14 protein-coding genes and 1 tRNA gene are annotated in these 20,436 nt (G+C 65.7%); 8 read left to right on the top strand and 7 right to left on the bottom strand.

Translation table 11 applies throughout. The features are described from left to right. Positions 1-81: 81 nt before the first annotated feature. On the bottom strand, positions 82-870 hold the full coding sequence (locus tag LJ760_RS14410; RefSeq protein WP_227923919.1) for a hypothetical protein: 789 nt from the start codon (positions 868-870) through the stop codon (positions 82-84). Between the two features lie 182 nt (positions 871-1,052). Further along, a complete protein-coding gene (locus tag LJ760_RS14405; RefSeq protein WP_227923917.1) occupies positions 1,053-2,546 on the bottom strand; it encodes an aldehyde dehydrogenase family protein in 1,494 nt (497 codons plus the stop codon). 218 nt (positions 2,547-2,764) lie between these two features. On the opposite strand from LJ760_RS14405, the gene LJ760_RS14400 reads away from it, so the two are divergent. Together LJ760_RS14400 and LJ760_RS14395 are read left to right on the top strand one after the other, a co-directional pair. After that, entirely contained in the window at positions 2,765-3,424 is a 660-nt protein-coding gene (locus tag LJ760_RS14400; protein WP_227923916.1) for a hypothetical protein, read from the top strand. Between the two features lie 119 nt (positions 3,425-3,543). Further along, a complete protein-coding gene (locus tag LJ760_RS14395) occupies positions 3,544-4,452 on the top strand; it encodes a DUF2382 domain-containing protein (RefSeq protein WP_227923914.1) in 909 nt (302 codons plus the stop codon). Positions 4,453-4,610: 158 nt separating this feature from the next. Here the strand turns inward: LJ760_RS14395 and LJ760_RS14390 are convergent, their stop codons facing one another. Continuing rightward, positions 4,611-9,110, bottom strand: coding sequence for an ExeM/NucH family extracellular endonuclease (locus LJ760_RS14390; protein ID WP_227923913.1), 4,500 nt, complete (start codon positions 9,108-9,110; stop codon positions 4,611-4,613). 391 nt (positions 9,111-9,501) lie between these two features. Here LJ760_RS14390 and galT point away from each other — a divergent pair, with 391 nt between their 5' ends. Continuing rightward, the gene (gene galT / locus LJ760_RS14385) at positions 9,502-10,605 is read left to right on the top strand and encodes a galactose-1-phosphate uridylyltransferase (protein WP_227923929.1); all 1,104 of its coding nucleotides are present in this window, start codon (positions 9,502-9,504) and stop codon (positions 10,603-10,605) included. Beyond that, positions 10,602-11,813 carry a galactokinase gene (gene galK, locus LJ760_RS14380; RefSeq protein ID WP_227923912.1) on the top strand — a complete coding sequence of 404 codons (1,212 nt, stop codon included), beginning with the start codon at positions 10,602-10,604 and terminating at the stop codon, positions 11,811-11,813. The genes galT and galK overlap by 4 nt, the downstream gene beginning before the upstream one ends. Here galK and LJ760_RS14375 read toward each other — a convergent pair. Together LJ760_RS14375 and LJ760_RS14370 are read right to left on the bottom strand one after the other, a co-directional pair. Beyond that, positions 11,800-12,366 carry a hypothetical protein gene (locus LJ760_RS14375; RefSeq protein ID WP_227923911.1) on the bottom strand — a complete coding sequence of 189 codons (567 nt, stop codon included), beginning with the start codon at positions 12,364-12,366 and terminating at the stop codon, positions 11,800-11,802. The genes galK and LJ760_RS14375 overlap by 14 nt on opposite strands. A 59-nt stretch (positions 12,367-12,425) precedes the next feature. Next, positions 12,426-12,902, bottom strand: a complete 477-nt coding sequence (locus tag LJ760_RS14370; protein WP_227923910.1) for a MarR family winged helix-turn-helix transcriptional regulator — start codon at positions 12,900-12,902, stop codon at positions 12,426-12,428. A gap of 220 nt (positions 12,903-13,122) precedes the next feature. On the opposite strand from LJ760_RS14370, the gene LJ760_RS14365 reads away from it, so the two are divergent. Next, positions 13,123-14,937 carry a flavin-containing monooxygenase gene (locus LJ760_RS14365; protein WP_227923908.1) on the top strand — a complete coding sequence of 605 codons (1,815 nt, stop codon included), beginning with the start codon at positions 13,123-13,125 and terminating at the stop codon, positions 14,935-14,937. Between the two features lie 250 nt (positions 14,938-15,187). Here LJ760_RS14365 and LJ760_RS14360 read toward each other — a convergent pair whose 3' ends face one another. Then, positions 15,188-16,246, bottom strand: a complete 1,059-nt coding sequence (locus LJ760_RS14360) for an SMP-30/gluconolactonase/LRE family protein (RefSeq protein WP_227923905.1) — start codon at positions 16,244-16,246, stop codon at positions 15,188-15,190. Between the two features lie 311 nt (positions 16,247-16,557). After that, a tRNA-Ser gene (locus LJ760_RS14355) sits at positions 16,558-16,648 on the bottom strand. A 62-nt stretch (positions 16,649-16,710) separates the two neighbouring features. Between LJ760_RS14355 and LJ760_RS14350 the strand changes: the two genes are divergently transcribed. The 3 genes from LJ760_RS14350 to LJ760_RS14340 all read left to right on the top strand — a co-directional run bounded on the left by LJ760_RS14350 (position 16,711) and on the right by LJ760_RS14340 (position 20,377). Beyond that, positions 16,711-17,688, top strand: coding sequence for an NAD(P)H-quinone oxidoreductase (locus LJ760_RS14350; protein WP_227923902.1), 978 nt, complete (start codon positions 16,711-16,713; stop codon positions 17,686-17,688). Positions 17,689-17,885: 197 nt separating this feature from the next. After that, positions 17,886-20,180: a carbon starvation CstA family protein gene (locus LJ760_RS14345; protein WP_227923899.1), complete on the top strand. Its 2,295-nt coding sequence runs from the start codon at positions 17,886-17,888 to the stop codon at positions 20,178-20,180. Continuing rightward, the gene (locus LJ760_RS14340) at positions 20,177-20,377 is read left to right on the top strand and encodes a YbdD/YjiX family protein (protein WP_227923896.1); all 201 of its coding nucleotides are present in this window, start codon (positions 20,177-20,179) and stop codon (positions 20,375-20,377) included. The genes LJ760_RS14345 and LJ760_RS14340 overlap by 4 nt, the downstream gene beginning before the upstream one ends. Positions 20,378-20,436 lie beyond the last annotated feature (59 nt).

Here is a 20,436-nt window from a genome sequence, read left to right as displayed (position 1 = left end):
GATATCGTTTTAACGGGGAAACAACGTTAACCGCGGGGGGGGCCCCACCTACCGGGGGCCCCCCCCGCCGTCGTTCTGTCCCTAGCCGTTGTAGGTCAGCGAAAGCATCATAGCTTTCAGTTGCTGGTAGATGTCGGTCTGCATCCAGGCCCGGGCTGCGGCGTCGTCCGCGAAGGCTCCGGGATCAATGAGGGCTTCGAACCTGATGTCGCCGTCAGACATGAAAACCGTGCCGTAGGCATTGCCGCCATCCATACCATCCGCGTCCGGCAAGCCGTCATCCTCAAGCTGGACATAGTAGCCGCGACTGGGAGATCCCGGTGCTGCGTAGGTCGGACGGGATTCAAACTGGAAATAGACAGGCTCGCCAACCTTGTTCGTGTAGCCGGGCAGTTCCTGTACGTCGTACATGATGTGCCCCGGGCTAATTACTGAGATGTTGTGGAGGTCGGCTCCACTCTCAAACTTGGCTACCGGGTTCCCGGTTGAGTCCAGAATATTGAAGGCCGCCGGTGACAGACCGACGCTATGGGCAAGCATGGGCAGCGGTTCGGTCGGAACGGCCGACCATCCGGCCGGAAGGGTGAAGCTGTGCAGCCCGTTGGGGGTGGTGACGATGACCGGCGCTGCCGGTTCAGGAACGGGCGTTTCCGTAGGCGCCGGCGTCGCTGACGGTGTTGCAGCAGGCGTTGTCGCTGACGCCGTCGCTGACGCCGTCGCCGACGGTGTTGCCGAAGTGGACGGTGTAGCCGTCGCGCTCTTCGAAGTTGCCGGCTCGGCTGCCTTATCCGCGCCGCAGGCGGTCAGCAAGGCAGCGGACGCGAGAACCAAGGCGCATATGCGGGCTCGGCGTGAAAAAGAAGCGGTCAATCCAATCAATTCCCCCAGTAGTTCGGCGCGGAGTTTCCGGGCCGGTGAGAGGGAGACTAACAGTGCGCCAGACGCCCTGGGGCGTGTCGCGTGCAAGTGTAGCCAAGACGTAATACGACGGCGGCCCGCACCTATTGGTGCGGACCGCCGTCGTCGTTTACCTGCAGGTATCCGTTACCGGATTAGAACGGGTATTCCCGCGGAGCGTGCTGGACGCTGATGGTGTGGTCCGTGGTGAATTCGTCGATGGCCCACTCGCCGTTGAAGCGGCCGAGGCCGGAGTTCTTCTCGCCGCCGAAGGCAATGTGCGCCTCGTCCTGGACCGGGAAGTCATTGACGTGCGTCATGCCTGCCTTGATGCGGCGGGCGAACTTGACGCCCTCCTCCAGGTTGGCGGTGAAGACGGCGCTGGAGAGGCCGAGGTCGGTGTCATTGGCCAGGGCCAGTGCGTCCTCGGCGTCCTTGGCGCGCATGATCCCGGCGATGGGGCCGAAGATCTCCTCGCGGGCCAGCTCCATGTCCTTGGTAACGTCGGCGAAGACGGTCGGGGAAAGTACCTGGCCGTTGATTTCTCCTTCGATCATCAGGCGTGCGCCTTCGGACTTCGCGGTCTCGATCTTGGTCTTCAAGCCCTCGAGCTGCTTGGCGTTGATGATCGGGCCCACGACGTTCTTGGGGTCGGTCGGATCGCCGGCATTCAGCGTCTTCACGTGCGCCGTGAACTTCTCGACGAACTCGTCATAGACGGCGTCCTCGACGATGATCCGGTTCACGGCCATGCAGATCTGCCCCTGGTGCAGGAACTTGCCCATCGCTGCGGCGCGGACTGCCTGGTCAACGTTTGCGTCGGCAAGAACCACGAACGGGCTGTTGCCGCCGAGCTCAAGTGCCGTGTACTTCAGCGTGGCGCCGGTGGCGGCCAGGGCACCGATGTTCTTGCCCACCGGTGTGGAACCGGTGAAGGAGATCATGCGCGGGGTCGGGTGCTCCACGAAGGCGTCGCCGATTTCCGAGCCGGCTCCGACGACGGCGTTCAGCACGCCCGCGGGCAGGCCTGCCTCTTCAAAGATCTTGGCGATGATGAGGGCGCCGGTGACCGGGGTGTCGCTGGCAGGCTTCAGGACGACGGCGTTGCCCAGGGCCAGTGCCGGAGCCACGGAGCGCTGGGAGAGGTGGAGCGGGAAGTTCCACGGGCTGATGACGCCGACCACGCCCAGCGGTGCGCGGTAGACGCGCAGTTCCTTGTTCGGGGTGTCCGAATCCATGATCTTGCCGGACACACGGTGCGGGAAGGTGGCTGCCTCGCGGGTGATGGAGGCGGCGGAGGCAACTTCAATGTTGGCCTTCAGCATGGTGCTGCCGGATTCGGCGTTGAGCCAGGCAATGATCTCGTCCCGGCGTTCTTCGAAGATCTCTGCGGCGCGGGCGATGACGGTTCGGCGCTCATTCGGTGTTTTGGCTGCCCAATCCTTCTGGGCTTCCTCTGCTGCGGCGTACGCGTCGTTCAGGTCTTCGCGGGAGGCCTGCTGCATGGTCATCAGCTGCGAACCGTCAAAGGGGTTGGTGTCCGTGAGGGTCTTCTCTGAACGGCCGTCGCGCCACTGCCCACCAATGAACTGCTTGGCGGGGATCCAGTCGGTGAGGGCCGGGGAAGTCGATTCGAGCTGAGTTGTCATGATTTCTCCTAGATGAATCTTGACGGTGTATTGCTGGCTACAACCCGGGAGGGGTCGGATCAATTCCCGAAGGCGCAGGAAGGTCAAGGCCGAGGGAGGGTGTCAAGGGCTCCATATACTAAGTACCCTTTTTATTTCCCCCGGTTCAGCCTAGCGTTGGGAGTACCAGTGGCCAAAAGGGGAATTCCCCGGCTGCTCTTACCGCAAAGGACACCTTCATGAGCACAAGTGCAAGTGCGGCAGGAGACCACGGACGAAAGGCTGCCGGCCAGGGGTCCGGAGAGCGCCGAGAAGCCGGAGACCCAACTCCGGACGGCACGCGGGGCGATGGGATGGACAACACCAGCCGCCGGCAAGTGGTTGACCGTGAGAAAGCGACCTTCGGTGGAGTGAAGATCGGCTCGGCGTTTTTTGGCTGGCTGACCGCCATCGGAACCACGGTGCTGCTGAGCGCCTTGGCCACCGCCCTCGGAGCGGCAGTGCTGTTGAACGACGACAGCCCGGATGCCACGGCCATCACGATCACCGGGACCATCATCCTGCTCGTGATCCTCTTCGTGGCCTATTACTGCGGCGGGTACGTTGCAGGACGAATGGCCCGTTTTAACGGGATGAAGCAGGGCATTGCCGTCTGGGTCTGGGCCGTGGTCATCGCCATTGTGGCAGCCATCCTGGCCGCGATCGCCGGCGACCAGTTCAACATCCTGGTTGAACTCAACGGATTCCCGCAGATTCCGATGTTCGGTGACAACGCAACGGCGTCGACAATCATTGCCGCCCTCGTGGCCGCAGCAGTCGCTTTGATCGGCGCCATCCTCGGCGGACTGGGTGGTATGCGCTTCCACCGCCGGGTGGACAAGGCCGGGCTGGGGGACTGACAGCCGGGCGAACCGCCGGCGCCCGAAGGAAACCGGCGGAAAAGTCGTGGGGGAAGCGGGGGATGCAGATACCAAGGCAGCACCATGCGCCTACGAGGCGCGGAATACAGGAGAACAACGTGATCACCAGCGAACAGATCGACACGATTATGAACCACGGAACCGTGGAAGGGCCGAACGGGGAAAAGATTGGCTCGGCAGGGGATATCTACCTGGATGACGAGTCGGGCCAGCCGGCATGGGTCACCACCAAGACCGGGCTCTTTGGCTCTAAGGAGAGCTTTGTGCCGTTGGCCGACGCCTCGGTTGAGGGATCTGTTGTGCGGGTGCCGTACTCCAAAGAGATGGTGAAGGACGCTCCGCGGGTGGAGAAGGACGGACATCTCAGTGACCAGGAGCAGGACGAGCTTTACAGCTACTACTCCATCGGCACGTCCGGCACGTCCGGCACGTCCGGCACGTCGGGTACTTCCGGCCAGCGGAGCTCTGCCGGGTCCGGCGTCGGGACCTCGAGCGGAAGCGGGACCTCGAGCGGAAGCGGGACCTCGAGTGGAAGCGGGACCTCCGGCCGGACGGAAAGCAGCCGGGGCTCAGACCACGGCCAGGTGGGGCATGACACTTCCGGCCCCACTACGGACGATGCGATGACCCGCTCCGAGGAGCAGCTCCATGTTGGCAAGCAGAGCCGGGAGTCAGGCAGGGCCCGCCTGCGCAAGTACGTCACCACTGAGAACGTCACCAAGACGGTTCCGGTCAGCCATGAGGAAGCCCGGATTGAGCGTGAGCCCATCACGGACGCCAACCGGGGCTCTGCCATGGACGGACCCTCCATCAGCGAGGAGGAACACGAAGTGACCCTCCACGCCGAGGAGCCCGTGGTGGAAAAGGAAGCAGTTCCGGTCGAGCGTGTCCGGCTGGACACCGAAACGGTGACAGAAGAGGCCACCGTCACGGAAGAGGTCAGCAAGGAACAGATTGATATGGAGGGTGAAGGCGGGAGCGGACGCGGAGGCAAACGCAGCCGCTGATCCGGACTAGTCCCACACCAGCACCGCAGGCCGCCGGAATCCACCGGCGGCCTGCGGTGGTTTAAGGGGAATGGATCACCACCATAGCTGTCCACAGCGCAGAAGCGCCGCCCCGGGTAAACCCAAGGCGGCGCTTCTGTCATTGCTTTACTAGCGGGTTACTTCCGTCCGGCCAGGCACAGAACGTACTGCGCCAGTTCGTAGGCGTAGCGGACCCAGCCGCGCACGTCCCACCACTGCTTCGGCGCGATCGGCGCCTTGCAGACCGGTGCCGGCGCCGCAGCCTTCTCAACCGTGACCGGCAAGGTCACCGTGGTGCCGGATTCAGCAGCCTTCAGCACCAGGGATCCGGCGCCGGAGGCCGACGCGGGAAGCGTCGCGGTCACTGTGGCGGAACTGGCGCTGACCGACGCCGTGCCCAGGGCCGTGGAGGTTCCGGCAGCGTTCACGAAGCTGACTGCCAGCGAGGTGTTGGCAGGGCTGCCGAGCGATGTCAGGTCCAGCTGGCCGACGGTGAACGTCGCTGCTGTGCCTGCCTTGACCGTGCTGGGTGCACCCTTGACGACTACGCCCTGACGGGCAAAGTCGGGGGACAGCGGACTGTTGGCCGAGATGTAACTGATCCAGGCGTCACGGTCCACCAGGCCGGTATCGCGGGTGTTCTTGCCTTCCTTGAAGACGGTGAAGTTGTCGCCGCCCTGGGCCAGGAAGCTGAACGTACCCACCCGGTAATCGCGGGCCGGGTCCATGGCGGCACCGTTGATGGTGACGCTTTGGATCCGTGAGCCGCGGGGCTGGTCCGGGTCGAAGGTGTAGGTGATGTTGTCCGAAAGGCCGAGGGCCAGGAAGGCGCGTGAGCTGCCGTCCGGCTGCCACTGCTGCTCCAACATGGTCTTCAGCTGGGCACCGGTCAACGTGGTGGTCCAGAGGTTGTTGACGAAGGGCAGAACCGCGTTGGCCTCGGCGTACGTAATGACGCCGTCCTCGCCGTAGTAGAGCTCGGCACGCAGGCCGCCCGGGTTGGTGACACCGATCTCGGCGCCTCCGCGTTCGGGGGCGGCAAGGGTGGACAGGAGTGAATCTGCCACCAACGCGCCGAGGGTGGATTCGGAACTGCGGTCGTCGCGGGCAGTACCCACGAAGGCCGAGGTGATGTCTCCGGTGACGGAGCCGACGGGCTGGTTGCCCACTTCCGCCGAGTAGGCCAGGGCGGCGTCGACAATCCGCTTTACCTCGGCCACTGCCGGGTAGGTGGCTACCAGTGCCGGTGCGGCCGTCTTGGTGCGGGCCACGTTGGCTGCGGTGTAGGAAGTGACCTCGTCGGTTGCTTCGTTGTATTCGAGCCGGATCTGGCCGATGAATTCACCGTAGGAACCGGTCTGCACTACGGGACGGGTCTTGCCGTCGCCGCCGGGAATGGCTGCATCCCAGGCGTACTGCTTGTGGGTGTGCCCGGTGTAGATGGCATCGACCAGTTCGGTGGTGTCATTGACGATCTCCGCGAAGGCACCGCCGGCCGCCAGCTCCTGATCGAGGTTGGCGCCGTCGGGAGTGCCGCTGCCGGCACCCTCGTGGTATTCGGCGATGATCACGTCGGCGAGGTCCTGCTCCACCAACTGTTCGGCTACGCGGTTGACCGCTTCCACCGGATCGCCGAAGTCCAGGTTGCTGATTCCGCCCGGGCTGACCAGGCTTGCAGTCTCCCGGGTGATGGCGCCGATAACGGCGACATCGACTCCGTTGACGTCGATGATCTCGTACTCCTGCAGCGCAGGCGTGGTGGTGCCCTTGGTGTAGACGTTGGCGCCCAGGTAGGGGAACTGTGCACCCGCGTCGACGCGGCCGGTGAGGTCCGCGAAACCGCCGTCGAACTCGTGGTTGCCGACGGCCGAGGCCTGCAGCCCGAGGGCGTTCAGGACGTCAAGGGTGGGCTGGTCCTGCTGCACTGAGGAAGCGAACAGGGACGCGCCGATGTTGTCGCCCGCGGACAGGAACAGCGAGCTGCCCTCCGGTGCGCCAGCCTTCAGTTCCTCAACGGTTCCGGCGAACGGCACCGTGTTGGCATCAATCCGTCCGTGGAAGTCATTGATGTTCAGCAGGTTCAGCGTGGCGGTGTCCGTACCTTCGGCGGTCAGGTCCATGCCGACGAGGATCGGGTCATGGTCCGAGGCACGGTAAGGATCCGGTGCGTAGAAATCGGTGGCGTTGTAGTTGTAGCGGCTGTATTCGAAGGCCACCGACTCCACGGAGTTGATGTTCCAGATATCCGCTCCGGTGACCGCTTCATTGGCTGCCGGGGAGGCCAGGATGTGGTCCAGGCTGCCGACGGTCCCGCCGAAGGCGTAGGAGTGCTTGCCCGTGGTTGCACCGAGGTCAACGTAGCCGGCGTCAACCAGCACCTTGATGGGATCCTCCGCGTGGTAGGCGTTGAAATCGCCGAGCAGGAACACCTTGTCCGTGCCTGCTGCTTCCGATACGGTCCCGGCGAACTCCACCAGCGCCTGCGCCTGGCGGACGCGGTCTGCGTTAAAGCCGCCCTGCCCGGTGTCGGCATTCTCGCCGGAGGAGGGTGCCGAACCCTTGGACTTGAAGTGGTTGGTGACGGCGAGGATTTCGGTGCCGTCTTCCGCGCCGGCGGGGCGGAAGGCCTGGGCCAGCGGTTCGCGGGCGTTGGAGAAGGCCTCTTCGTTGTCCAGGATGGTGGATTCGCCGACAGGTTCGGCTGTTCCGGTGCGGTAGATGAAAGCGGAGCGGATCACGTCCTCATCGGCAGGCAGGGCCGCGGGGGAGCGGACGTAGTCCCAGGTTCCCGGTGCCTGCGCGTTGAGCGCTGCCACCAGCCGGGACAGCGCATCGTCGCGGTCCTTGCCGAACTTGGCGGAGTTCTCCACCTCCATCAGCGAGACGACGTCGGCGCCCAGGGCGTTGATCGCGGCCACGATTTTGGCCTGCTGGCGTTCCAGGTTCGCTGCGTTGGCGGCGCCGCGGGCGTCGCAGCCTCCGTTGACGGTCACGGGTTCGCCGCTGCGGTTCTTGTAGAAGGTGCAGCCGGACAGCGTGTCACCGGTGGTGGTGAAGTAATTCAGCACGTTGAAGGACGCGAGCTTCAGGTTGCCGCCGACGCTTTCGGGCGCCGCGGTGCGGGTGTTGGTGAACGACGCCGGCGTGGCGGTCGCCGCGTTGGCCTGCGTCAGTTCGGTCAGCGGCTGGAACTTCCAGGCACTGTTGCGGAAATCGAGGATCACGCCGGTGCTGAAGGCAGCTGCGGCACCCACCCGGACCGGGTTTTCCGGTGTCAGGTAGGGCAGGGGCTTGCCCTGGTTGGCGGCGTTGAGGAAGTTGGTGCTGGCGCCGTCGTCGAGCTTCACGGCACGGGCAGCGTTGTCTGCGACGACGGCGGCGTGCTCCGGGGTTCCGACGGCAGCTACGGCGGTCGGCTGGACAAGCGGAGAATTGCCGGCGGCGAGGCCGATCTCTGCGTACTGGTTCAGCGAGAAGTTATCGGTGACGGTGAACTCGCCCTGAGGTGCCAGGAGCATGCCCTCAAAGGTCTCGCGCTGTTCCTCGGTGGCCGGCCACGCTACGGCGGCGGGCTTGACCTCGGGCGCCGCTTCGCTGAGCTTCGTCATGGCACCGTCGGCGACGGTGAGCTGCGTGAGGTTGTAGTACTCGCCTACGGTACCCGTGACCTCGACGTAGTCGCCGGCGGTCACCTGGCCTGCAGTTGCCGCGGAGAAGATGAAGATACCTTCCGAGGCGGTGTGCGTGGCCGGGGTGATGTCACCGCCTGTACCCGGGGTCTGGATGTAGTAGCCGTTGAAGCCGCCGGTGGCGTAGACGCCCGTGACCTTGCCGCGGGTTGTGACCGTCTGGCCGATCAGCGGGCTGGCCGCGCCGGTGCCCTGGATTTCGGCGATCGGAACCGCGCCCCCCGGCACCGGCACCGGTACCGGCGTCGTGGGTGTGGGTGTCGGCGTCGGCGTCGGGGTGGGCTCGGTGGGAGCCATGCCGGCCGAAGACGTGGGGGTGACCGACGTGCTGAGGGTGAAGTCGGCGGCGTTGTTGTTCGAATCTGCGAACCCGGTGCGGTTCAGCGACTTCGGATCCGAGTTGCCGGCCGGTGCGGCCGCGCCTGCGGTCTCGAAGGTGTTGGAGGTGCCGTAGCCGAGCAGGTCGACCACGCCGGGAGCGCCGATGACCGAACCGGTGGGCAGGGGATCAATTCTGGTGCCCTGGTTCGCGAGGATCAGGGTGCCGCCGCCTCCGGCGAAGCTGGCGCCGATGGTGGCGTCGGCGTTCGGGAGGGCCGCGCCGGCGGTGCCGTTGCTGGCGCCCGAAACCAGGTAATACCCGCCCGGAGCGATGCTGCCGGAGAGGGTGCCGATGCCGGTGGGCGCCGCGGTGGCGCTCGCGGCCCGGTACTGGAGGGACCAGCCGTCCAGGCTCACCGGTTCACTGGTGGGGTTGTAGAGCTCCACGAACTTGGTGTTGAACGGGGCGTTGGCGCTGCCGCCGGACAGATATGCCTCGTTGATGATGATGCCGGGACCGGCAGCGTTGCCGTCCTGTGCATAGGCCGGGAATGCGGTCAGCGGGGCGGCGAGCAGGCCTGCTGACAGGGCGGTCCCGAGCGCGGCCTTCCATGGGAAAGGTCTCATGCCTCATACTCCTTGGTCGGCGTGCGGCCGACAGGTAATGGCCGCCGGATACGGCGGCAGGGGATACAGCGAGTGATTACGAAGGGTGATGCTAGGCGGGGCGGGTTACGAACAGGTGTCCGTCCGGTGACATGCGTCAATGCATGAGCTTCGGGAAGGTTCCGCCGCGTCCCCCGAGGAGGCGGAAAAGTGATCGCCAGCACAGTGTACGGCCTTGCACCCCCACTTCCTGACACGAGGTACCGAGGAGTAACAAAGGAGCGCCCGCTCACCGAGGGTGCGGCCCCTTATGGTCGTAGTGAACGCAAAACGAGTTCCAATCCGCCGAAGAGGAGGCCGATACGTGTCCGGCCAGTTTCCTGCTGCTGATTCTGACGCGGCTGTGCAGCCGATCGTCCACCGCCGCCACCGGCTCGCCGACGGCCGGGAGGCACTGTTCTTCACCGACCGCGGCGGGCAACCGGTGGAAACGGTCGTGGATGCCCGTCCGCTGGATCCCCGTTCCGGCAACGGGGAGGTGCGCTTCGACCGGCTGACGGGGGAGTGGGTGGCCGTGGCGGCCCACCGCCAGGCCCGGACCTACCTGCCGCCCGCCGACCAGTGCCCCCTGTGCCCCACCCGTCCGGGACTGAGGTCGGAAATTCCGGCGGAAGATTTCGACGTCGTGGTCTTCGAGAACCGTTTCCCCTCCCTGGGACCGGAACTCGGCATCCTGCCGGAACCGGGCGGGACAGGGGATGAGCGTGCGCTCTGGGGGCGGCCCTCGCCGGCGTTCGGCCGCTGCGAGGTGGTGGTCTTCACCCCGGAGCACAACGGCTCCTTCGCCTCGCTGCCGTACACCCGGGCCCGCACCGTGGTCGAAGCCTGGGCGCAGCGCACCGGGGAACTCTCGGCCCTGCCGGGCATCGCGCACGTCTTCCCCTTCGAGAACCGGGGCCAGGACATCGGCGTCACGCTGCACCACCCGCACGGGCAGATCTACGCCTATCCGTACGCCGCGCCCCACGCCGCCCGGCTGGCCCAACGCTCCCGGCAGCACCTGTCCGAGCATGGCCGGGCACTGATGGGCGAGCTGCTTCGGGACGAGTCGGAGGCCGGGGACCGCATGGTCCTGGCAGGCAGGCACTTCTCCGCGTATGTGCCGTACGCAGCCCGCTGGCCGCTGGAAATCCACCTGGTGCCGCACCGCCAGGTCCCGGACCTGGCCGCGCTTACCGGGGAAGAACGCGACGAGCTCGCTGCCGTGTACCTCGAACTGCTGCAGCGGGTGGACGGACTGTACGGCACCCCCACCCCGTACATTTCCGCCTGGCACCAGACACCGGTGAATGCCGCTGACCGTGAAGCTGGCTGGCTGCACCTGCAGCTCACCAGTCCCCGACGGACAGCGGACAAACTGAAGTTCCTGGCCGGCTCCGAGGCCGCGATGGGTGCCTTCATCAACGACACCACTGCGGAGCAGACCGCCGTCCGCCTTCGGGAGGTGCGTGTATGAGCGCGCCGGTTCAGCCGGTGCAGTCCCGGGCCGAAAACCTGGTCCGGCGCTTTGCAGAGGTGTACGGCGAGACGCCCGACGGCGTGTGGCGGGCCCCCGGGCGAGTAAACCTGATCGGCGAACACACGGACTACAACAACGGCTTCGTCCTGCCGTTCGCCATCGACCGCAGTGCCCTCGTGGCCATGCGGCTGCGCCGGCCGGGCGAAACAGGAGAGCCCGACGTCGTGCGCCTCGCTTCCACCTATGCTCCGGACGGTGAGGAGCTGTCCCGTGCGCGGTTCCATACCGGCGGGTTGGAGCCGGGCGGGGTCGGCGGCTGGGCAGCTTATCCGGCTGGTGTGGTGTTCGCGCTGGTGCGCAGAGCCGGCGTCGTCGTCCCCGGTTTTGACCTGCTGCTGGATTCCACGGTGCCGGTAGGTGCCGGCCTGTCCTCCTCGCACGCCGTGGAAGTGGCTGTGATTGTGGCGCTGAACGAGCTGCTGGAGCTGGGCATGGACCGGCCTCGGATGGCCCGGCTGACCCAGTACGCCGAAAACGAATTCGTCGGTGCGCCCACGGGCATCATGGACCAGTCGGCATCGCTGATGGGCCGGGAGGGCAGTGCGCTGTTCCTGGACTGCCGCAGCCTCGACTCCGAAACCGTGCCGCTGCCCCTGGCCCGGCACGGACTGGAAGTGCTGGTCATCGATACGCGGGTGGTCCACAGCCACGCCGACGGCGGCTACAGCGCCCGGCGGTCGTCCTGCGAACGCGGAGCGGCGGCGCTGGGTGCGGCGTCGCTGCGGGAGGTGCCTGCCGGTACCTCCCTGGACCGGTTGGATGCGGAAACCCGACGGCGGGTCCGGCACGTGCTCGGAGAGAACGAACGGGTGCTGCAGGTTGTCGGGCACCTGCGGGCGGGCGACGTCGCCGGCATCGGGAACCTGCTGACCGCTTCCCATGCCTCGCTGCGGGATGACTTCGAAGTGTCCTGCCCGGAGCTGGACCTGGCGGTGGACGCGGCGCTCGCCGCCGGTGCGCTGGGTGCCCGGATGACCGGCGGGGGATTCGGCGGCTCGGCCATTGCCCTGATCCGGCGGGAGGACGAGGAACGGGTCCGCGCGGCCGTGCGTGGGGCCTTCGCGGAGCGAGGTTTCCGGGAGCCTGCCCTGTTCACGGTGCTTCCGGCGGACGGGGCGGGACGGATCCGGGTCACCTGGCACTGAGGGGAATGACTGCCCGGCCGCTCCGGTCCCCCGCATTGCCGTCCTCGCCCTGCGAATACACCGCGAAGGAAATCGTTGCGGTTTTTTCACCCCACTGCACGGAAAAGGCTCCGCCGCTGAACGGATCGTAGCCGTCATCTGTCAGCACCTGGTCCCGGTATTCGTAGACCGGGCCTTGCACCTGTTCGTAGACGGCATGCGAGCCGATCAACAAAACGCTCTGGTTGTTGATCAGCAATGTGTGCTCTCCCGCCGGCGCTGAGATCCTTTGGTAGCCGGGCCCCGAGAAGAAAAGGGTGAGGAATCCATATCCAGCAAGGAGGAGCAACCATGCGCAGGTGATAATGCCGCCGAGGAAGCCGGCGGCCCGACGCAGAAAGAAATGGCGAAAGAGGCCGCTGAACCAGGGAACGAGTGTCCAGGAAGCTCCGAGGAAGAAACACCAGGCCGCCACCAGCGCAGACACGATCAACTGGCCTGTGCCGATTCCCGCCCCGAGGTAAAGCAGGGTCCCGCTGGCTTGGAGCACGCGGAGGAGGTAGGCCAGAGCCATGAGGCTTGCCGCCTGGACCAACCAGTTGGCCCCGGAGATAAGGCGCGGCGGTCGAACAGTCATCTCTTGGCGTCCGCGCCACGGCCTATCTCGGCATGGACGGCACGCATGCCCTGTTCGAGTGCGTGCAGGTCTTCAATCGACAACCGCGAGAGAATTTCGACATTAAGTTCGGGGCGTCCGGCCACGAGCCGGCGCACCACCGTCCGTCCCAGCGGCGTTGCCTTCACCCTGCGTACCCGTGCATCCAGGGGATCCTCCGAGCGGGTAGCTACACCCTGGGCGACGAGCCGGTCGATCAAACCGGACATGGATGCCATGGAAACACCGAAGGACTCCGAGAGGCCACGGCCGGTAGCACCCTCCTCTGCGGTGACGAGAACGGTCAGGACCTTCAACTGGCGCACCGTCAGGTCCGTGGACAGCAACGGATCGAGGAAGCTGGGCAGGGCCGACGACTGCAGGGAATCGGCCAGTTCTTCGAGACTCAGCAGAACGCGTTCGCGTTCCTGCTGCTCATTGCTTCCTTCGGTCATGAGTTCACCGTAGTGGCCGCGGACGTGTCGGCAAACACAGAGGTCAGCGAATGCTCAGCCAAATTAGTTAGGGTGAGGCTAACCGTTTATCGGTTTTTGAGATATACCGGCGTCCCCGCGGCTGCAGATCGGAGTGAGACGGACTCCGAGCGCACCGGCGTCGTAGTCCTCCCGCTCTGCCCTGGGTCACGGGAACGCGCAAGCGAAGCGAGGACACTACATGAGCAGCACGCAAACCCCCATAGCGTACGAGCGCATAGAAGACGGCCTGGACGTCGAGGCGTTGAGGGCGAAGTACAAGGCCGAAAGGGACCGGCGGATCCGCCCGGACGGCGCCACCCAGTACCAGCCCGCAAAGGGAAAATTCGGCTACTACGCCACCGATCCCTACACTCCCCGCACCCAACGGGAGCCCTTGGCCGACACCGTGGAGGTGCTGGTGATCGGCGGCGGGTTCGGCGGGCTGATGACCGGAGCGCGGCTGCGGCAGGCCGGCGTCGAGAGCATCCGCATGATGGATGAGGCCGGGGACTTCGGCGGCACCTGGTACTGGAACCGCTACCCCGGCATCCGCTGTGACATCCAGTCCTACGTCTACCTGCCGCTGCTCGAAGAAGTGGGTTACATGCCCACCGAGCGTTACGCGCCGGGCGAGGAGATCCGCCGGCACGCCGTGGCCATTGCGGAACGTTTCGACCTCTACCGCGACGCCGTGTTCTCCACCCGCGTGACCAGCCTGGCCTGGGACGAAGCTGCGTCCGAATGGATCGTTTCCACCGACCGCGGCGACTCGATGCGTGCCCGCTACGTGGTCACCTCCTCCGGAACGCTCACGCAGCCGAAGCTGCCCGGCATTGCGGGCATTGACTCCTTCAAGGGGCACACCTTCCACACCAGCCGCTGGGATTACGGCTACACCGGGGGCGACCAGTTCGGCAACCTCACCGGACTGGCGGACAAGAAGGTGGCCGTGGTGGGCACCGGCGCCACAGGCATCCAGGTGATCCCCATGGTGGCGCGCGACGCCGAGCAGCTCATCGTCTTCCAGCGCACGCCGTCGTCGGTGGACATCCGGAACAACCGTCCCACTGATCCCGCATGGGCCGCTTCCCTGAAGCCGGGCTGGCAGCAGGAACGGATGGAGAATTTCCTGGCTGTGGTTTCCGGGGAGCCGGTGGAGAAGGACCTCACCCGGGATGGCTGGACCTCCGTGCCTCAGCTGCACCGCAAGATGATCAGCGGCGCCGTGGACAAGTCCGTTTCGGCGGACGAGCGTGAACGGCTCGACGAACTCGTTGATTTCCGGAAAATGAACTCCATCCGCGCCCGGGTGGACGAGGAAGTCTTCGACCCGACGACGGCCGAAAAGCTCAAGCCCTGGTACCGCTATATGTGCAAGCGTCCGACCTTCAGCGACTACTACCTGGAGACGTTCAACCGTCCCAACGTGACGCTGGTGGACACGGCGGACTTCGGCGGCATTACCCGCATCACGGAAAACACCATCGTGGTGGGCGAGGAAGAATACGAGGTGGACTGCATCATCTTCGCCACCGGCTTTGAGGTAGGCATCTCGGGTGTCACCTCCGGGGCCATGCCGGTGACCGGGCGCAGCGGCCAGACCCTACTGGAAGCCTGGGGCCGCGGCCCGCGGACCCTGCACGGCTTCTATACGCACGGCTTCCCGAACCTGTTCCACCTCGGCTCCCTGCAGAACGCCAACTCGGTGAACTTCGTCCACATCCTGATGGAACAGGCCAACCACATCGGCGCCGTCATCGGCAGGGCACGTGAGGTGGGTGCCCGGTACATCGAACCGACGGCCGAAGCCGAGGCGGCCTGGGGCGAAACCATCCAGCGGACCTCCGCGGACAACCGCAAGTTCTCCGCCGAATGCACGCCCGGCTACTACAACCGCGAGGGCAACCCGCCGCCCGTCAGCTTCTCCTTCAGCCCGGGGCCGGTAGTGTTCCACCGGCTGCTGAAGCAGTGGCGCGAGGAAAGCATCGACGAGGTGCTGGTGACTGAGGGCTAGTCTCTGCGCCTTACGCCCCGCTCGCCTGCGGGGGCTGGGGGCTCGGCCTGGCCCGGGTCACCTGCGGGGCCTGGCTCCGGCGGCAACGAAATTCCAGAGCTCGCAGAGCTCGCTTGGAATATTAAAGCCGCCTCCGCCAGGCCCCTACGGGTGCATGTCACCCCTATGTCACCCCTAGTGGTCAGCGGTGCAGGCACCGACAGGCGGTGCGCGACTTATCCGTGCTGTTCTTGGTGGGGTGGGGAGGAGGTTAGCCGCCGTTTGATTGGCGGATGCCGGTGGACAGGGATTCGAATTCGTAGATGAAACCGCCGGCAGGGCCGCTGACCGTAAGGTAGGCCTCGTTGGTGTCGGGCTTGATGGCGATATTGGTGGCCGAGGTGAGGCCGTCCTCGTCGTCCGCCGGGACGGTGACGGTGGACAGGAGTTCACCCCGGGGGTTGTAGATGAAGATGCGCGGCTGGCCGTGGACTGCCTGATAGACGTTGCCGTCGGCGTCCACGGCGTTGGAATCCGTCTGGCTGGTGCCGCCGTCAAAGTGCATGCCGGGATGGGAGGTGGTGACCTCGGTCTTGTCCTCGTTCAGCACCAGGTAGTCGATCCGGTTGTCCATGTACTGGCTGACCCACAGGGCCTTGAAGTCCTCGCTGAAGGAGATGCCGTTCGGGGCGGCAAGGTTCTCGGCGAGGACGGTGGCCTCCGCGGTGTCCTTGTCGATCCGCACCACCCGGCCCTGTGCTTCCCACGCCGGATCGGCATAACCGGTGGAATCGCTGACGAAGAGGTTCCCCTCCTCATCGAAGGCCAGATCGTCCGGGCGCATGGGGGAACCGTCGACGTCGTCGGCGAAGAAGGTCTTATGGTCCTGGCCGTCGGCGGTCATGCTGTCGATTTTTCCGCCGGCAAAGTCCGTCAGGTAGATCCGGCCGTCCTTCGGGCTGAACTGCGCGGAGGTGTAGGCGCCGTTGCCCTCGGTGTAGACCCGGGAAACGGATTCATCCTCCACGTCCACCCGCATCACCTTGGCTTCGCCGGCCGGAGCCGTGACATCGACGACGAACAGGCCGCCGTCGGGCCCGAACGTGGGTCCTTCGATGAGGGTCATGCCGGTTTCCGGATGGACGGAGCTGACCTGGAGCACCCGCTCGGCGGTCTGTTCGGGGACCCCATGCATTCCGGTGTTCGACGCCGATTCGTCACGATCGTCGTCGTCACCGGCGGCGCACCCGCTGAGCGCGGCGGCCAGGCCGAGCGTGAGTGCGGCGATACGGACCGGCTTCGGAAAAGAGAAAGAGGTGCGGTGGGACATGCTGCGGCTCCGATGCGGTGGGGGACTGCGGAAGCAATTACTTAGGACAAGCCTAAGTGATTGCGTCCGTCACGTTCCGCCGGCCGCTGCCCGGGGCCGCCGCCCACCACCGCTTCTGTTCTGTCCGCGCGTTCATAGTGCAGTAGATGCTGTCTGGCCGGGTCCGAGGCAGCATCTACTGCACTTTGAACCGCCACCACATCCCCCAACCGGCAGCAATTCCGTAAGAGAATCATGAATCCGCGCCCGAGACCGGTCCGCGCACTTAAACAGAAGAAGCGGCCCCTGATCAGGGACCGCTTCTCGTTGTCTGGCGGAAGGTAAGGGATTCGAACCCTTGGTACGGGGTTACCGCACACTGGTTTTCAAGACCAGCTCCATCGGCCGCTCGGACAACCTTCCTCACTATGTAGTCTGGCAGAAGGGATGAAATCACCAAAATTCCCTAAACCTGGAAGGACAGCATGAAAGCCATCGTTATTGGAACACCCGGCGGACCGGAAGCACTGGAACTGCAGGATGTTCCTGCTCCCGAGGCCGGACCGGGCGAGGTCCTGATCGACGTCATTGCCGCCGGCATCAACCGCGCCGACGTGATGCAGCGCCAGGGCCACTACCCGGTGCCCGCCGGAGCATCCGAGTATCCGGGCCTGGAAGTCTCCGGCCGCATTGCCGCCCTGGGCGAGGGCGTTGAAGGCTTCGCTGTCGGAACCGAAGTGGTGGCACTGCTGACCGGCGGCGGATACGCCGAGCAGGTTGCCGTCCCCGCCGGGCAGGTCCTGCCCCTCCCGGACGGCTTCGACGCCGTCACTTCCGCGTCCCTGCCGGAAACCGCCGCCACAGTGTTCTCCAACCTCTTTATGGCCGCCGGCGTCAAGGAGGGGGACTACGTCCTCATCCACGGCGCCACTGGGGGCATCGGCACCATGGCCATCCAGATGGTTGCCGCGTTCGGCGCCGTTCCGATGGTGACCGCAGGGTCGGCCGAAAAGCTGGAACTGGCTGAATCGCTCGGCGCGAAGGTCCTTATCAACTACAAGGAGCAGGACTTCGTCGAAGCGGTGCGTGTTGCCACCGACGGCCACGGCGCGGACGTCATCCTCGACGTCGTCGGCGCCAAGTACCTGCAGCGGAACCTGGACGCGCTCGCCGTCGCCGGCCGCCTGGTGATCATCGGGCTGCAGGGCGGCACCAAGGCGGAGCTGAACCTGAACCAGCTCATGACCAAGCGCGCCGCCGTCATCGGCACCACCCTGCGCGGCCGGCCCGTGGAGGAAAAGGCCGCCATCATGTCCGCCGTCGGCGAGTACGTCTGGCCGCTGCTGGTCTCCGGCCAGATCCGGCCCCTGGTGGACCGCACCTTCCCGCTGGCCGACGCCGCCGCCGGACACGAGTATTTCGACTCCGGGCAGCACGCGGGAAAGATCCTGCTGACGATCTAGGCATGCAACCTGCCGGGTGGCATCCCACCAGGCAGGACCCCCGACGACGACGGCGGCCGCGCACCATGCGGCCGCCGTCACGTATGTCTGTGACGGCCACCTCAGCCGCTGGTAATCTCAAGGTGCAGGGCCACTCCCTGCCCCCGTTCGGTACGTATGTCAATGCAGACAAGCCACCGCAGACAAAAGGGATCATCATGAGCGAGAACCAACGGCGCCGGGCCGACAACCGGCAACCACTGGACGGCGACGTCCTGGAACAGGACCCGGCACTGCCGCCGGTGGCCGTGGATCCGGAAGTCCTCGAGGCGGAGGGCCGGCGCTGGACGCCCGCGAAGATCGCGATTTGGGCGGGCATCGCGCTGCTGGGCGGTTTCAGCTGGACCATGCTCGCCGTAGTCCGCGGCGAAACCGTGAACGCCATCTGGTTCGTGTTCGCCGCCGTGTGCACCTACCTCATCGGCTACCGCTTCTATTCAAAGCTCATCGAAGCGAAGCTGCTGAAGCCCAATGACCGCCGCGCCACCCCCGCCGAGTACAAGGCGGACGGCAAGGACTACGCCGCCACGGACCGCCGGGTCCTCTACGGCCACCACTTCGCCGCCATCGCCGGCGCCGGACCGCTCGTCGGACCGGTCCTCGCCGCGCAGATGGGCTACCTGCCAGGCACCATCTGGATCATCGTGGGCGTGGTGCTGGCAGGCGCCGTCCAGGACTACCTGGTGATGTTCTTCTCCATGCGCCGCGGCGGACGCTCCTTGGGGCAGATGGCGCGGGATGAACTCGGACTCATCGGCGGCACCGCCGCCCTGATCGCCACCCTGGTCATCATGATCATCATCGTGGCCATCCTTGCCCTGGTGGTGGTGAACGCCCTCGCCGAAAGCCCGTGGGGCGTCTTCTCCGTGAGCATGACCATCCCCATCGCCCTGTTCATGGGTGTGTACCTGCGCTACCTGCGTCCAGGCAAGGTCACCGAGGTCTCCATCATCGGCTTCGTCCTCCTGCTCGCCGCCATCATTGCCGGCGGCTGGGTTGCCGAAACCCCGCTGGGCGACGCCCTGACCCTGGAACCGACCACCATCGCGTGGGGCATCATCATCTACGGCTTCATCGCCGCCGTCCTGCCGGTCTGGCTGCTGCTGGCCCCGCGCGACTACCTCTCCACCTTCATGAAGGTGGGAACCATCGTGATGCTGGCCGTGGCCATCATCATTGTCCGCCCGGAGATCAGCGTTCCGGCGGTCAGCGAGTTCGCCAGCCGCGACGACGGGCCGGTGGTGGCCGGGCCGCTCTTCCCGTTCCTCTTCGTCACCATCGCCTGCGGCGCCTTGTCCGGCTTCCATGCCCTGATTTCCTCCGGCACCACCCCCAAGATGCTGGAGAAGGAACGCCAGACCCGCTTCATCGGTTACGGCGGCATGCTGATGGAGTCCTTCGTGGCCATCATGGCGTTGGTGGCTGCCATCTCCATTGACCGCGGCATCTACTTCGCCATGAACTCCTCCGCCGGCGCCACCGGCGGCACGGTGGAAGGCGCGGTCGCCTTCGTGAACGGCCTGGGCCTGGCCGGAGTGAACCTCACCCCGGACATGCTCTCCTCGCTGGCATCCAACGTGGGCGAGGAATCCATTGTGTCGCGCACCGGCGGGGCGCCCACCCTCGCCGTCGGCCTGGCCACGATCATGCAGAGCCTGATCGGCGGACCCGGCATGATGGCGTTCTGGTACCACTTCGCGATCATGTTCGAGGCCCTGTTCATCCTCACCGCGGTCGACGCCGGCACCCGGGTGGCGCGGTTCATGCTGCAGGACACCATCGGCAACGTGGCCCCGAAGTTCAAGGACATGTCCTGGCGTCCCGGAGCCTGGATATGTACGGCAATCATGGTCGCCGGCTGGGGGTCGATCCTGATCATGGGGGTCACGGACCCATTGGGCGGCATCAATACGCTGTTCCCGCTCTTCGGCATCGCCAACCAGCTGCTGGCAGCCATTGCGCTGGCCATCTGCATGGCGATCATTGCCAAGAAGAACGCATTCAAGTGGCTCTGGATCGTGGCACTTCCCCTGGCGTTCGCCGCGGTGGTGACCATCACGGCGTCGTTCTACAAGATCTTCTCGCCGGTGCCGAGCGTCGGTTACTGGGCCAACCACGAGGCCTTCCAGCAGGCACTGGCCGACGGGAAAACCAGCTTCGGCACGGCCAAGACCGTGGAGGCCATGGAAGCGGTGGTGCGCAACACGCTCATCCAGACCACCCTCTCGGTGGTGTTCGTGACCCTGGCGATCATCGTCATCATCACGGCCATCATCGCCAGCATCCGGTCCTTCCGTTCGGGCGGTGCCCCGAGCGCCGAGGATCCGGCTGTTCCGTCCCGCACCTTCGCACCGGCCGGTTTCCTGGCGACGCCGGCCGAAAAGGAGATCATGGCCCAGTGGGACTCGCTGCCGGAGGCTGACCGGCCCGCAAAGAGGGCGGCGCACACATGAGTGCCGCCGTCGCCGTCCGCCAAGGGGTGACCGGGTTCGTCCGGTTCTTCCGTGACGTGATGGGGGAGGACGCCTACCGCAAGTACACGGACTTCCATGCCGCGTCCGGCTGCACTTCGCCGCTGATGAGCGAACGGGAGTTCTGGCGGGACAAGATGGACCGGCAGGACGCCAACCCGGAGGGCCGCTGCTGCTAGCACGGCAGCCGATCCGGCAATAAGTACGACGGCGGCACCGCAGCTGATTGCCTCAGCTG

The sequence above is a fragment of the Arthrobacter sp. zg-Y895 genome (assembly GCF_020731025.1).
Lineage (GTDB): Bacteria > Actinomycetota > Actinomycetes > Actinomycetales > Micrococcaceae > Arthrobacter_B.
Note: the sequence above shows the minus strand (reverse complement) of the source record. Positions and strands in the feature narration are given on the sequence as shown.